This window comes from Variovorax sp. YR750 (assembly GCF_900109805.1).
Lineage (GTDB): Bacteria > Pseudomonadota > Gammaproteobacteria > Burkholderiales > Burkholderiaceae_C > Variovorax > Variovorax gossypii.
Genome location: NZ_FOBJ01000003.1, coordinates 218,855 through 232,265 on the forward strand (window position 1 = coordinate 218,855; position 13,411 = coordinate 232,265).

The window sequence follows — 13,411 nt, forward strand, 5'->3', positions numbered from 1 at the left end:
CTGTGCGAGACCGCGGCGGAAGAATCTTCCCGCCCACCGCGCCGGAGCCGGTGGCAGGCCCCGTTTCAGGAGGGCGCGACATGCCGGAGATCTGGAACTGCCGATGGTCCCGCCGACACCGCAGCCTGGCACACGGCCTTCCACGGCTCTTGCAGGGGATGCCGCAGCAGGGCGTGCGTGCTACGCTCCCGGCGATACAGGGTGCCCACGACATCCGAATTCCATTTCCTTCCTGCCATCGCATGAAACAAGCCTCCCACATTGCGGTGCTCGACGACGAGGTTGACATCACGCTGCTGCTGGCCAACTACCTCCAGAGCCACGGTTTCCGCGTCACACAGGTCCACGATGGACGATCGCTCATGTCGCTGATGAGCTCGGACCCTGCGGATCTCGTGCTGCTCGATCTCGGCCTGCCGGGCGAAGACGGCTTCTCGATTGCGCGCCGGCTGCGCGAGAGCTTCCGCTGCGGCCTGGTCATCGTCACGGGCAGGGGCGACGCGGTGGACAAGGTGGTCGGCCTCGAGGTGGGTGCCGACGACTACGTGACCAAGCCCTTCGACCTGCGCGAGCTGGTGGCGCGCGTGAAGGCAGTTCTGCGGCGGATCGCGCCCGAAGTGCCGGCACCCGCCGCCGCAACCTCGGCGGGCTCTCCCGACAGGCTGCGCTTCGCCGGCTGGCAGCTCGATACGGCCGCGCGCAGCCTGAGGAATCCGCAAGGAGAGGAAGTGGCCCTCACCGGCGGAGAGTTCGACCTGCTGCAGGCCTTTGCCCGCCATCCGGGTCGCGTGCTCTCGCGCGACTTCCTGCTCGAACAGACGCGCGGCCGCGAGGCGGCGCCATTCGATCGCACGATCGACGTGCAGGTCGGCCGCCTGCGCAGGAAGATCGAGGCGGATGCGGAAGATCCGCAGCTCATCAAGTCGGTACGGGGCGCAGGCTACATCCTGGTGCCGCCGGTCTCCAATGGCTGACAACGCGGACAGGCCGTCGCTGCCGCCCGGCGCGCCCATGCAGGGCCCATCGCCAGGCTTCGAGGGCTTCGACGAAGGCAGCGTGTTCCGCTCGCTCTTCGTCGCCTACCCCGACTCGCTGCTGGTCGTGGACCGCTCGGGCAGCATCATGCTGGCCAACCCATCGGCGGCCGCGCTGCTGGGCTACGCGGCGGACGAACTGGTGGGCCTGAACGTCGACGTGCTTGTGCCCGACAGCATCCGTCCGCGCCACGCGTCGTACCGCGAGGCGTATGGACACGCACCCCGCCCTCGCCCGATGGGCACCCACATGGAGCTGGTGGCCAAGCGCAAGGACGGCAGCGAGGTCATGGTCGAGATCGCGCTCAGCCCGCTGCAGAGCCACGGCCTGCCGTTCGTGGTGGCCGCCATCCGGGACATCGGCGCCTACCCGCGCGTGAAGCAGGCGCTGCAGCGCGCGCGCTACAGCGAGCACCTGGCCCAGCTGGGACGCCTGGCGGTCGACACGCGCGACCTGCAGGTGGTGCTGGAGCATGTACCGGCCATCATCACCACCGCGCTGCAGGTCGAGGTCGCGATGGTGTGGCTGCTCGACAGCACCCGCCCCGAGTTTCGCGTGGCCAGCGGCGTCGGCCTGGTCGCCGGCGAGGAGATCGGCGCGCGCATCGCCAACCGGCCCGACACTCCACCAGGTTTCGTGTTCTCGCAGGGCCGGCCGGTCGTGGTGCAGGACTACGCCCAGGAAAGCCGCTTCAGCGTGCCCCCTGCCTATCTCGAGGCCGGGCTGGTCAGCGCGCTCGCCGTGCCGCTGTCCGACCGGGGGCGCGTGATCGGCATGCTGTCGGTGCGCTCGAAGGAATCCAGGCGCTTCGGCGACGAAGAGGTGCGCTTTCTCGATTCGCTCTCCAGCCTGATCGCCACCAGCCTGCAGCGCATGCAGACCGAGGAAGCGCTCAATCATTCGCAGCGGCTCGAAAGCGTCGGCCAGCTCACGGGCGGCATCGCGCACGACTTCAACAACCTCCTGACCGTGATCCAGGGCAACCTCCAGGTGCTGGAAGAGCTGCCCGTGCTCGCACAGGACGGCTATGCGCAGCAGCTGCTGGCGGCCGCGGCCCGCGCCACGCGAAGGGGCGCGGAGCTCACCGGCAAGCTGCTGGCCTTCTCGCGCCGCCAGATGCTGCAGCCGAGCGCAGTCGACACCCGCGCGCTGCTGCACTCGCTGGCCGACATGCTGCGCCGCACGCTCGACCAGCGCATCCGCATCGAGATCGACACCGCCCCCGGCTGTCCACCCGTGGTGGCCGACCCGGGGCAGTTGGAGTCGGCGCTGCTCAACATCGCGATCAATGCGCGCGACGCCATGCCCGAGGGCGGCACGCTGCGCTTCCGCACCGAGCCGTGCGGGGCCTTGCCGACGGCGCTGCGCGGCCAGCGCAACGAGCCGCAGGGCGATACCTCCACGCGCTTCGTCGCCATCTCCATTGCCGACAGCGGCACGGGCATGTCCGAGGCAGTGAAGGAGCGCGCGTTCGAGCCCTTCTTCACCACCAAGGAGGCCGGCCGCGGCACAGGCCTGGGCCTGAGCACGGTGTACGGCTTCGTCAACCAGTCGCGCGGCGCGGTCGCGATCGACAGCAAGGCTGGCCAGGGCACCACTGTGACGCTCTACCTGCCGCAGCAGGAGGAAGCACGGCCAACGGCCGCGGCGGAAGAACCGACCGACGAGACCGTGCCGGCCGGACTGCGCGTGATGCTGGTCGAAGACGACGCGGAAGTCCGCAAGGTGGTGCACACGTTCCTGTCCACGCTGGGCTGCGAGGTCTTCACTGCCGCCACGGCCGAGCAGGCGCTGTCCGCGCTCGACGCGGGCACCGGGCCGTTCGATCTGCTGCTGAGCGACATCGCGCTGGGCGCCGGCATGCGCGGCACCCGGCTGGCCTACGAAGTCCAGCAGCGGCTTCCGCGACTGGCGGTGCTGCTGATGTCGGGCTTCTCGTCGGAACTGCTGGACGCCGACCGCGAAGTGCCGCAGAGCTGGGAACTGTTGCGCAAGCCCTATACGCGCTCCGAACTAGCGCGGGCCATGGCCAGGGTGCTGGCCAGCCGCGCCTGAACGCGCTGGAGACAGGCTCTACTGGAGCATGGCCGGCGCGGGCGCCAGGCAGCGCTGCACGAAGGCCGACAGGGCGCCCACGTCGGGAATCTGCACGTCGCGCCGCCCCTTCGTTGCGAATCCGATGACGTTGTCGCGGGCCAGCCGCGACAGCGCGCGGCTGACGCTCTCGAGCGTCATGCCCAGGTAGTTGCCGATCTCGGCGCGCGTCATGCGCAGCGTGATTTCGTCGGTGCGCATGCCGCGCTCGGCCAGCGTCTCCGCCCAGTAGCGCAGGAAGTCGGCCACGCGAGCGTCGGCCGGCAGCGTGCAGACCGACATCAGCGAATCCCGGTCGTGCGCGATCTCGCGGCTCATGGCGGCATGCAACACCTGCAGCAAGGCGGGATGCGCGGCGCAGGCCGCCAGCAGGGCCTCGTACGAGACGACCCAGATCTCACCGGTGTCCATGGCGACGGCGTCGCACGAGTACCGCCCGCTTGCGATGCCGTCGAAGCCGAGCCAGTCGCCGCGGAACTTGAGGCCCACCACCTGCTCGCGCCCGTCGGCCGAGAGATTCACGATCTTGAAGAAGCCGGAGTTCAGGATGTAGAGGTTGCCGAAGCGCTCGCCCGCCTGGTAGATCGTGTCGCCCGCGTGGACGACGCGGCGCTGCGGCCTGAGCTGTTCGCAGAGCAGCTTCAGCGTGTCGGCGGTGCTTTGCTGTCCCGTGCAATCCCGGCCGATGCCGACCTGGGCCTGCACGGTCGGGACCGCGGCGTTCGTCGAGGGGATGGCGGCGTTGAGCATCTGGGACTCCTTGGTGGTCTTCGCGTTTCGATGCAGGAATGCTAGGAACCCATCGGCAATGCAATGACAACGGCCGGAATCGGCGCGTAACGCTCGGTGAATGCAATGTGTCCGGTGTGTATCAACGGAGTGCGACATGCAGCAAGTCACGCAGTCGCGTCTCGTGCCTTGACCTGCATCAAGCCCGGGACCTCCGGCCGGCTTAGCCTCGGCGAGTCACACATTGACCATTGACATGCCCCCATCCAACAACGCCTGCAGTCCCGAGGCCGAACTCCAGCTCTCCCCGCTGAACGTGGCGAGCCTGCTCAGCCACGCGCGCATCCTCCAGCGCGCGGCGCTGGACGGGACCACGCGCCAGTTGCTGCGCGGCAAGAACCTGGGGTTGTTGTGCGAGACGCAGCCCGACGAGGCGCAGGCACTGTTCCGCCGGGCCGCCGAGGAACTGGGCGCCCACGTCGCCGTGATGCGCTCGAGCCTGTCCCGCGCGAGCACGCCGCAGGAAGTGCAGCACACGGCACGCATGCTCGGCCGCCTCTACGAGGCGGTGGAATGCCAGGGCCTGGACCCCGTGCTCGTGCGGCACATCGGGCTGCATGCGGGAATCCCGGTGTTCGACGGAGCCGCCACGAAGGACCATCCGGCCGACCGGCTCGCGGAACTGCTCGGGGACGCGATGCCGCTGGCCGACAACCGGCGCTTCGTGCTGCAGGCGCTACTGCTGGACGCCATCGCCTGAGCCCGGCGGGCACGTCCCGCGCCGCGCGCTCGCCGCCCCCATGCCCCTTGATCCAGCGCAAGACGGACCGGGCGCGCCCTTCCTACAGTGGATTCCACGGTTGCCACGGCTTGCGCGACGACCGCCCTTCATCCATCCATTGCAAGGAATCTTCATGAAGACCGATACCCAACTGCGCGACGACATCCAGGCCGAACTCACCTGGGCACCCGACGTCAAGTCCTCCGACATCGGCGTGATCGTCAAGGACGGCGTGGCCACCCTCACCGGCCACCTCGCCAGCTACGCCGAGAAATATGCCGTCGAACGCGCCGCGCAGCGCGTGCACGGCGTGAAGGCACTGGCCGTCGAGCTGACGGTGAAGCTGCCCTTCGACAACCAGCGCACCGACGCCGACATCGCCCTTGCGGCCGAGCGCGCGCTCGAATGGAACGTGCTCGTGCCCGACGGCAAGATCCGCCCCATGGTGGAGAAAGGCTGGCTCACGCTCAGCGGTGAGGTCGAGTGGGAGTACCAGCGCAGCGCCGCCGAGATCGCAGTGCGCAACCTGATGGGCGTGACCGGCGTGTCGAACCTCGTGAAGGTCAAGTCCAAGGTGACGCCCGCCGACGTCGAGCAGAAGATCCACGAGGCGCTCTCGCGCCAGGCCGACCGCGAGGCCCGCAAGCTCTCCATCCTGGTCGACGGCTCGCATGTCACGCTGCGCGGCACTGTGCACTCCTGGACCGAGCGCGACGCGGTGCAGGGTGCCGCGTGGGCCACCCCGGGTGTCACCGTGGTGGTGAACGACCTGCTCGTGGACGCCTGAATCCGGGCGAGCCGACATGCGTGCGACCTCCTCCGTGCAGGCCGCCCCGGCCCACGGCTTGCGAAGCGTGCCGACCATGCGCGCCATGACGCTGAGCGCCGCACTGCTCCCGCTGGAGATGGAGAGACGCAACATCCCCGAACCCGGCCCGGGCGAGTTGCGCCTGCGCGTGCTGGCCTGCGCGGTCTGCCGCACCGACCTGCACATCGTCCACGGCGAACTGCCGCTGCCGGTGCTGCCGATCGTTCCGGGCCACGAGATCGTGGGCGTGGTGGAGGCCATCGGTTCCGGCGCAACGGGCTTCAGGCTGGGCGACCGCGTGGGCGTGCCCTGGCTGGGCCACAGCTGCGGCTGCTGCGCGTTCTGCGAGGACGGCCACGAGAACCTCTGCGACGCGCCGCGATTCACCGGCTACCACCGCGACGGCGGCTTCGCGAGCCACGTGATCGCCGAGGCCGCGTTCTGCCTGCCGCTGGACATGCATGAAACCGATGCCGCCCGCATCGCCCCGCTGCTCTGCGCGGGCCTGATCGGCTGGCGCAGCCTGAAGGCGGCAGGCGAAGACGCGCATCGGCTGGGCATCTACGGTTTCGGCGCCGCGGCGCACCTGATGACGCAGGCCGCAGTGGCGCAGGGGCGCACGGTCTTCGCCTTCACCCGCCCGGGAGACCCGAGGACCCAGGACTTCGCGCGCCGCGTCGGCGCCGCATGGGCCGGCGGCTCGAACGAGCACCCGCCCGAGCCGCTTGACGCGGCCATCGTCTTCGCGCCCGCCGGCGAGCTGGTGCCGGCCGCATTGCGCGCGGTGCGCAAGGGCGGCCGGGTCGTGTGCGGAGGAATCCACATGAGCGACATTCCGGCCTTTCCCTACCGGCTGCTGTGGGAGGAGCGCAGCGTGGTGTCGGTGGCGAACCTCACGCGCGCCGATGCAAGGGAGTTCCTCGACTTCGCGCAGGCGCATCCGCTGCAGGTGCACGTCAGGACCTATCCGCTCTCGCAGGCCAATGAAGCGCTGGCCGACCTGCGCGCCGGCCGCATCGAGGGAGCCGCAGTCCTGGTGCCCTGACCGGGAAAAGCCCCGGCATGCTTCAGAGTTCGCGCGACTCGCGATAGTCGGGCACGGTACACGGCCAGCCGTGGCGTTCCTCGATGGCCAGCCGCAGGGCATCAGCGGCCACCGGCTCCCCATGGGTCACGAACACCCGGCGGGGCGCGCGCTGGGTGCCGAGCCAGGCGAGCAGCTCGTCGCGGTCGGCATGGGCCGACAGCGTCTCGAGGTTCGCGACCTCCGCGCGCACCGGCACATAGGCGCCGTGGATCTTGATCGCGTCGACGCCGCCCACCATGGCCGCGCCTCGCGTGCCCGCGGCCTGGAAGCCCGCGAACAGGATCGTGTTGCGGGCATCGGGCGCATAGGCCTTCAGGTGATGCAGTACCCGTCCGCCGGTGGCCATGCCGCTGGCCGAGACGATGATCGACGGAAAGCCCAGGCTGTTCAGCCGCCGGGACTCCTCGATCGTGTTGACGATGATGGTCTTTCCCTGCATCGCGGCGCACTGTTCGGCGCTCAGGCGGTGTTCATCCAGATGCCTGCGGTAGATGCGCGTGGCGTCCGCCGCCATCGGGCTGTTCAGGTAGACCGGCATGTCGGGAATGCGCCGCGCCTGCTTGAGCAGCTGGGTGCAATGCAGCAGCGTCTGCGCGCGCCCCACGGCAAAGGCCGGTATCACCACGATGCCTCCGCGCGCGGCCGTGCGGTTGATCACGCCGGCCAGCTCGGAGAGCGTGTCCGCGGCGGGATGCCTGCGGTCGCCGTAGGTCGACTCCACCACCACGTAGTCCGCGGCAGCTGCCGCCTCGGGCGGACGCATCAGCAGGTCGTCGCTGCGCCCCAGGTCGCCCGAGAACAGGATGCTGGAGCCTTCCCAGCCGATGCGCAGGCTGGCCGCGCCGAGGATGTGGCCGGCCCTTCGCAGCTGCCAGGACCAGCCCGGCCACGGGGAGCACTCCTGTGCGAACCCGACGGGCTCGAAGCGCTTCAGGGCGGCACGGGCGTCCTCTTCCGTATAGAGAGGCAGCGCGGGCTTGTGCTTCGAGCGGCCGTGGCGGTTGGCGAAATCGGCGTCTTCTTCCTGCAGGCGGCCCGAGTCGGGCAGCAGCAGTTCGCAGAGTTCACGGGTGGCCGCGCTGCAGTACACCCTGCCCTTGAAGCCGAGCCGGACCAGCCGCGGCACGAAGCCGCTGTGATCCATGTGCGCATGCGTCAACAGGACGGCGTCGATGCCGGCGGGGTCGACCGGCAGCTCGTCCCAGTTGCGCAGGCGCAGCTGCTTCAGGCCCTGGAACAACCCGCAGTCGACCAGCAGCCGCCGTCCTTCGTGCGTCAGCAGGTACTTCGAGCCGGTGACGGTGCCCGTGCCGCCGAGAAAGTCGATGCGCACGGCGGCCTCAATGCGATATCAGCACGGGCAGCGTCATCCACTGGAGCATGGACAGCGTGGCTCCGCCCAGCACCCATTCGCGCGCCCGGCTGTGGCCGTAGCAGCCCATCACCAGCATGTCGGCCGACACGTCGGAGGCGAAGGACAGCAGCCTGTTGCCGACATCGTCTTCCTTGTCGCCGCCGGGATGCAGGGAGAGGTCGTGAACACCCTGCATCCGGAGATAGTCCTGCAGGCGCCCGAGCGATGCCTGCGCGCCCTCGCCGTAGGCCACGGCATGCACGCGGGCCGCCTTGCGCAGCCATGGCAACGCGGCCGTCACCGCGCGCGCGGACTCGCGGGTTTCCTTCCAGGCGACAAGCACGGTGCGGCCGATGGGACCGACCGGGCCCGCATAGGGCAGCACCAGCGCCGGCCGGCCGCTGTCCACCAGCACGCTGGGCAGGAAGTCGCCGGGCAGCTCTCCGTCCATCGGGTCGTTGCGGTCGCGCTGGCCGAGGACCAGCAGGTCGGCATAGAGGGCACGCCGCGCGAATGCCCAGGGGCCGTCGCTCTCAGGTTCGGCCCAGTGCAGGCGCGGCGAGCCCGCGCCGTGCGTCATGAATGCGGCATGCATCCTGTCGCGCGCCTCCTTGTCGATCTCCTGCATGATCGCGACCGCCTCGGCCGCCGCCTCGATGGCGTACGGGTAGCGCATGAGCGCGGACAGGGTGCACGGCTGCGCGGTCACCTCGGCGTCGAAGGCCTCGGCGAGCTGCCGGGCCAGCCTGATGCGCTCCGCCGTGCGGGCCGAGCCGTCGAGGTGAAGCAGGATGGATTTCGGGGTCTGCATGAAGGCTCTCCTTGGACGCGCGGAATGCGATGGGAGCGACCTTAGGCCCGCGCGTCCCGCGCGGGCTTGCGCTGCATCAACCGCCGCATGCCGCGAGGCGATGGCGCGGATGCCGGTGCTTGATCCATCTCAACATCACCCGATGCCCGCGCGCGCAAGATGTTCTCCACACCGCCCAAGGAGAAAGTCCATGCCCTTCCTGTCGAACAATGTCGGACTCCTCGACCGCGCGCTGCGCATCGGTGCGGGCGTGCTGCTGATCGCGCTGGCGGCCAAGGGAATCATCGGGTTCTGGGGCTACTTCGGCGTGGTGGCGCTGCTGACGGGCGTGGTCGGCAATTGCCCGGTCTACTCCCTCTTCGGCTTCAGCACCGGGCCGCGCGACGGGCGCCGAGGGCGGGAATGAACCCGCACCGACGTACCAAGGGAACCCGGATGTCCATCTACCTCGTGCTTCTCGCCGCCGTCTGCGCCGCGCTGGGCGCGGCCTTCCTGTGGTTCGTGCTGCAGCTGTTCATCCGGTGGATCACGCTGGACTGACGTCGGCAGGAATCACCCGCAAGGCTCCTTCAGCGGCACCAGGCGTCGATCTGCCGGACGAGATCCGACCACAGGGCATGCACCGCCACGCCGGCCAGCAGCATGCCGGCCACCCGGGTACCCCAGCCCTGGCGCATGCCGTTGCCGGCCAGGCGCAGGCGCTGCCAGAGCCATGGCCCGGCGAGCAGCGAGATGCCGCTGCCGGTCGCGAACAACGCCATCAGCGCAGCGCCCTGCAGCGGCCCGTTGCCCAGCCCCGCCAGCATCAGCGCCGAATAGAGCAGCCCGCACGGCAGCGCCACCCACAGAAGTCCGGTCGCAAGCACGCCCAGCCAGGTGCCGCCCGCGTGCGGGCGAAGGCGCGATTCGAGCGAACGGCCGATGCGCTGCGCCCACAGCGGCTGCCGTCCGGTGGCGGCCAGCATCGCACCCCAGGCGAACACGAAGACATGCAGCAGCACCCAGAGCGGCCGCAGCGCGGCGACCCGGGTGCTGGCCAGCGCCAGGCTGTCGACGCTCGCCGCGGCGATGGCGCCTGCGATCGCGTAGCTCGCGATGCGCCCCAGATGGAACGCCCCGGGCGCCGCGAATGCCGTCGCCCCGCCCTGCCCCGCCGGCGCGAGCGGCACGATCCGGATCACCGCCGACGAAGCCGCGCCGCACATCGCGACGCAGTGCGGTCCTCCTGCGAGGCCCATGAGAAGCGCGGCACCGGCAAGCGCGAGTTGCATGCTCAGACCACTCGGGAAAAGCGCGAGCGGTTCGCGCGGCAGTACCGGTCGAACACCATGGCGACCGCGCGCACGAGGAACCAGCCCTGCGGCGTGACGACGAGGTCGTGGTCGCTCAGCCGCACCAGGCCATTGGCGACCAGCGGCCCGAGCGCCGCGAACTCGACCGCGAAGTAGCGCCGGAAGTCGATGGCGAACGACTCGCCCATGGTGTCGAAGTCGATCCGGCCGCGGCACATCAGCGCCATGATCACCTCGCGCCGCAGCAGGTCGTCGCGCGAGAGCGCGAGGCCCCGCACCACCGGCAGGCGGCCCTGGTCCAGAAGATCGCGGTACTCGTCGAGGCTCTTGGCATTCTGGCTGTAGGTGGCGCCGACTCGGCCGATGCCCGAGACGCCCAGGGCGATCAGGTCGCCGTCGGGCCGGGTGCCGTAACCCTGGAAGTCGCGATGCAGCCGGCCTTCCTTCCTGGCGACGGCCAGGGGATCGTCGGGCAGCGCGAAGTGATCCATGCCGATGTAGACATAGCCTGCCTCGGTGAGCCGCGCGATCGCGCTTGCGAGCATGCGCACCCGTGCGGCGGCGTCCGGCAGCTCCGCGACGGAAATGCGCCGCTGCGGCTTGAAGCGCTCGGGCAGGTGCGCATAGGCGTAGAGCGCGATGCGATCGGGCCTCAGCTCGCGGATCTGCGCCAGCGTGCGCGCGAACGAAGCGTCGTCCTGGCGCGGCAGGCCGTAGATCAGGTCGACGTTGATCGACTCGAAGCCCAGCTCGCGCGCGGCGGCCATCAGTGCGAAGACCTGGTGCGCCGGCTGGATGCGATGCACGGCCTGCTGGACCGCCGGATCGAAGTCCTGCACGCCGAAGCTCAGGCGGTTGAAGCCCAGCGCGGCGAGGTTCGAGAGCCGGCTCGCGTCCACCGTGCGCGGATCGATCTCGATGGAGCGCTCGCCGCCGGGCACGAAGGCGAAGGACCGGTGCAGCAGCGCCATGAGTTCGCCGAGCTCCGAATCGTCCAGGAATGTGGGCGAGCCTCCGCCCAGATGCAGATGGCCGACGGTGGCGCCCCGGCCCAGCTGCGCGGCCTGGAGTTCCGCCTCGCGCGCCAGGTCGGCCAGGTACTGGCGGCCGCGCTCATGGTGCCGGGTGACGATCTTGTTGCACGCGCAGTAGTAGCACAGCGACTCGCAGAACGGAATATGGACGTACAGCGACAGCGGCGGCGCCAGCGTGCCCGCCTCGCGCCGTCGGCGCAGCGCCTGCGCGTATTCGTCGGCCCCGAAGGCCTCGACGAACCGGTCCGCCGTGGGGTAAGAGGTGTAGCGCGGTCCGGGAACGTCGAACTGCCGCAGCAGGTCGACGGGCAGCGCAACCGGTCCGGCATCGGCGGTGGCGGCGGGAACAGGAGCGAAAGCGGCGGAAGTCATTGCAGGGGCGTCCCAAGGGAAGCTTCGGAGCCTTCAGGCGCAAGAGGGCCTGCGAGCAGCGCGGTGCATGCGCTCGACGCCGCCGCCATCAGCCAGAAGACGAAGAAGGCACCGGTGTAGATGCCCTGGCGCGACATGCGCAGCGCGTCGGCGCCGCAGAACGTGTTGATGGGATCGACGAGCGCGAACACCAGCACCTCCATGCCGCAGGCCACCAGGAAGGAAGGCCACAACACGGCCGCGAACTGGCGAAAACCGTTCATGGCGCCGCCTTCCGGGCCGGCAGCGGCACGTCGTCCGCCGGCGTGGTCGCGTGGTTGCGGCCGGCCAGCGCGGGCAGAAGCTTCTTCGCGGCCAGCGTCCTGTTGATCTCGACGCCCTCGCGGTAGTAGTCCTCGGACACCAGCGCGTCCGGGCTGCGCCATGCGAGCCAGAAGGTCACGAAGCTCGCGACCATCACGGCCAGCGGGCCGCCGATCACCATCCACAACAGCGGATAGCGCCACCAGGGCCGGGCTGCCGGCCCTTGCGTGCTGTCCTTTGCCTGTGCGTTCATCGTGGTTGCTGCTGCATTCATGTCGACCTCTCAGCGCGGCACAAGGAAGGCCGCCTTTTCGGAAACCTGCGCTCCACCGCCCTCTTCGCGGATGCTGAAGTGCACCGCGTGAGAGCCGGCAGGAACCGCGCCATACGGCACCTGGAGCCGCACGGCGACCCACCGCGACTGGGCCGCATCGACGGTCACCGGCTCGTCCGGCGACACGCTCAGCCCCTCCAGGCCCGTGGCCGCGATGCGGTAGCGCTGCGGCTGCTCGGTGGCGTTCATGATCTGCAGGCGGTAGACGTTCTCCAGCCGCCCGCCCTCGGCGATGCGCGCCAGCGAGGCGCGGTCGCGCACCACGTCGACCTTGAACGGCGTGCGCACGACGAGGCTCGCCAGCAGCCCGGCCACCAGCACCACCAGGATCGCCGCGTAGACCAGCACGCGCGGCCGCAGCACGCGCCGCAACAGTTGCCTGCGCGACCAGCCGGCTTCCATGCCGTTCTGCGTGTCGTAGCGGATCAGCCGGCGCGGATAGGCCATCTTCTGCATCACGGTGTCGCACGCATCCACGCAGAGGCCGCAGCCGATGCATTCGTATTGAAGACCCTTGCGGATGTCGATGCCGGTCGGGCACACCTGCACGCACAGGCCGCAGTCGATGCAGTCGCCCAGCGCCAGCGTGCGCGGATCCGGGCCCTTGCGGCGCGGAGCGCGAGGCTCCCCGCGCTTCGGGTCGTAGCTGACGATCAGCGTGTCGCGGTCGAACATCGCGCTCTGGAAGCGCGCGTAGGGGCACATGTACTTGCAGACCTGCTCGCGCATGAAGCCCGCGTTGCCGTACGTCGCGAAGCCGTAGAAGAAGACCCAGAAGACTTCCCACGAGCCCATCTGCGTCTGCAGGAAGGCCATGCCCAGCTCGCGGATGGGCGTGAAGTAGCCCACGAAGGTGAAGCCGGTCCACATCGCGATGCCGATCCAGACGATGTGCTTGAACCACTTCTTCACCAGCTTCTCGAGCGACATCGGCTCGGCGTCCAGCCGCATGCGCGCGACGCGGTTGCCCTCGATCCGGTGCTCCACCCACATGAAGATTTCGGTGTAGACGGTCTGCGGGCAGGCATAGCCGCACCACAGCCGTCCCGCCACCGCGGTGAACAGGAAGAGCGACAGCGCGCTGATGACCAGCAGGCCCGAGAGATAGATCAGGTCCTGCGGATAGAGCACCAGCCCGAAGATGTAGAAGCGCCGCGCCGCGAGGTCGAACAGCACCATCTGGCGTCCGCCCCACTCCATCCACGGCATGCCGTAGAACACCAGCTGCGTGAGAAAGACCATGGCCCATCGCCAGCGCGCGAACATGCCGCGCACGGTGCGGGGGTAGATCTTCTTCGTGGCCTCGTAGAGGCCGACCTCCTCGCCGCCGCCCGCGTTCACGCTCGTGCTTGCAATGGGAATGATCTTCCGGGTCAT

14 protein-coding genes are annotated in these 13,411 nt (G+C 69.5%); 6 read left to right on the plus strand and 8 right to left on the minus strand.

Features of this window, described 5'->3' with window-relative positions; all coding sequences use genetic code 11:
• Positions 1-242: 242 nt before the first annotated feature.
• Both BMY35_RS07530 and BMY35_RS07535 read left to right on the plus strand, forming a co-directional pair.
• Positions 243-974, plus strand: coding sequence for a winged helix-turn-helix domain-containing protein (locus BMY35_RS07530; RefSeq protein ID WP_093196493.1), 732 nt, complete (start codon positions 243-245; stop codon positions 972-974).
• Positions 967-3,090, plus strand: a complete 2,124-nt coding sequence (locus BMY35_RS07535; RefSeq protein WP_093196495.1) for a PAS domain S-box protein — start codon at positions 967-969, stop codon at positions 3,088-3,090. Before BMY35_RS07530 ends, BMY35_RS07535 begins: the two co-directional genes overlap by 8 nt.
• Positions 3,091-3,108: 18 nt before the next feature.
• Here BMY35_RS07535 and BMY35_RS07540 read toward each other — a convergent pair whose 3' ends face one another.
• A complete protein-coding gene (locus BMY35_RS07540; RefSeq protein ID WP_093196497.1) occupies positions 3,109-3,879 on the minus strand; it encodes a Crp/Fnr family transcriptional regulator in 771 nt (256 codons plus the stop codon).
• Positions 3,880-4,114: 235 nt separating this feature from the next.
• On the opposite strand from BMY35_RS07540, the gene BMY35_RS07545 reads away from it, so the two are divergent.
• From BMY35_RS07545 to BMY35_RS07555, 3 genes are all read left to right on the plus strand, one after another.
• Complete coding sequence (locus BMY35_RS07545; protein ID WP_093196499.1) at positions 4,115-4,618, plus strand: Rossmann-fold NAD(P)-binding domain-containing protein; 504 nt, start codon at positions 4,115-4,117, stop codon at positions 4,616-4,618.
• A gap of 154 nt (positions 4,619-4,772) precedes the next feature.
• Entirely contained in the window at positions 4,773-5,426 is a 654-nt protein-coding gene (locus BMY35_RS07550; protein WP_093196501.1) for a BON domain-containing protein, read from the plus strand.
• 76 nt (positions 5,427-5,502) lie between these two features.
• Positions 5,503-6,492, plus strand: a complete 990-nt coding sequence (locus BMY35_RS07555) for a zinc-dependent alcohol dehydrogenase family protein (RefSeq protein WP_093197209.1) — start codon at positions 5,503-5,505, stop codon at positions 6,490-6,492.
• Positions 6,493-6,514: 22 nt separating this feature from the next.
• Here the strand turns inward: BMY35_RS07555 and BMY35_RS07560 are convergent, their stop codons facing one another.
• Together BMY35_RS07560 and BMY35_RS07565 are read right to left on the minus strand one after the other, a co-directional pair.
• Positions 6,515-7,867, minus strand: a complete 1,353-nt coding sequence (locus BMY35_RS07560) for an MBL fold metallo-hydrolase RNA specificity domain-containing protein (protein WP_093196503.1) — start codon at positions 7,865-7,867, stop codon at positions 6,515-6,517.
• A 7-nt stretch (positions 7,868-7,874) separates the two neighbouring features.
• Complete coding sequence (locus BMY35_RS07565; RefSeq protein ID WP_093196505.1) at positions 7,875-8,699, minus strand: universal stress protein; 825 nt, start codon at positions 8,697-8,699, stop codon at positions 7,875-7,877.
• Positions 8,700-8,889: 190 nt separating this feature from the next.
• On the opposite strand from BMY35_RS07565, the gene BMY35_RS07570 reads away from it, so the two are divergent.
• Positions 8,890-9,105: a YgaP family membrane protein gene (locus BMY35_RS07570; protein WP_176947385.1), complete on the plus strand. Its 216-nt coding sequence runs from the start codon at positions 8,890-8,892 to the stop codon at positions 9,103-9,105.
• A 163-nt stretch (positions 9,106-9,268) separates the two neighbouring features.
• On the opposite strand, the gene BMY35_RS07575 is transcribed toward BMY35_RS07570, so the two are convergent.
• Genes BMY35_RS07575 through ccoG form a run of 5 tightly spaced genes read right to left on the minus strand, consistent with a single transcriptional unit; the run spans position 9,269 to position 13,411 of the window.
• Entirely contained in the window at positions 9,269-9,970 is a 702-nt protein-coding gene (locus BMY35_RS07575; protein WP_093196507.1) for a sulfite exporter TauE/SafE family protein, read from the minus strand.
• Between the two features lie 2 nt (positions 9,971-9,972).
• Positions 9,973-11,397: an oxygen-independent coproporphyrinogen III oxidase gene (gene hemN, locus BMY35_RS07580; RefSeq protein WP_093196509.1), complete on the minus strand. Its 1,425-nt coding sequence runs from the start codon at positions 11,395-11,397 to the stop codon at positions 9,973-9,975.
• Positions 11,394-11,660, minus strand: a complete 267-nt coding sequence (locus BMY35_RS07585; protein WP_093196533.1) for a hypothetical protein — start codon at positions 11,658-11,660, stop codon at positions 11,394-11,396. The genes hemN and BMY35_RS07585 overlap by 4 nt, the downstream gene beginning before the upstream one ends.
• Positions 11,657-11,953, minus strand: a complete 297-nt coding sequence (locus BMY35_RS07590; RefSeq protein WP_093196535.1) for a FixH family protein — start codon at positions 11,951-11,953, stop codon at positions 11,657-11,659. Before BMY35_RS07590 ends, BMY35_RS07585 begins: the two co-directional genes overlap by 4 nt.
• Positions 11,954-11,983: 30 nt before the next feature.
• Positions 11,984-13,411: a cytochrome c oxidase accessory protein CcoG gene (gene ccoG / locus BMY35_RS07595; RefSeq protein WP_093196537.1), complete on the minus strand. Its 1,428-nt coding sequence runs from the start codon at positions 13,409-13,411 to the stop codon at positions 11,984-11,986.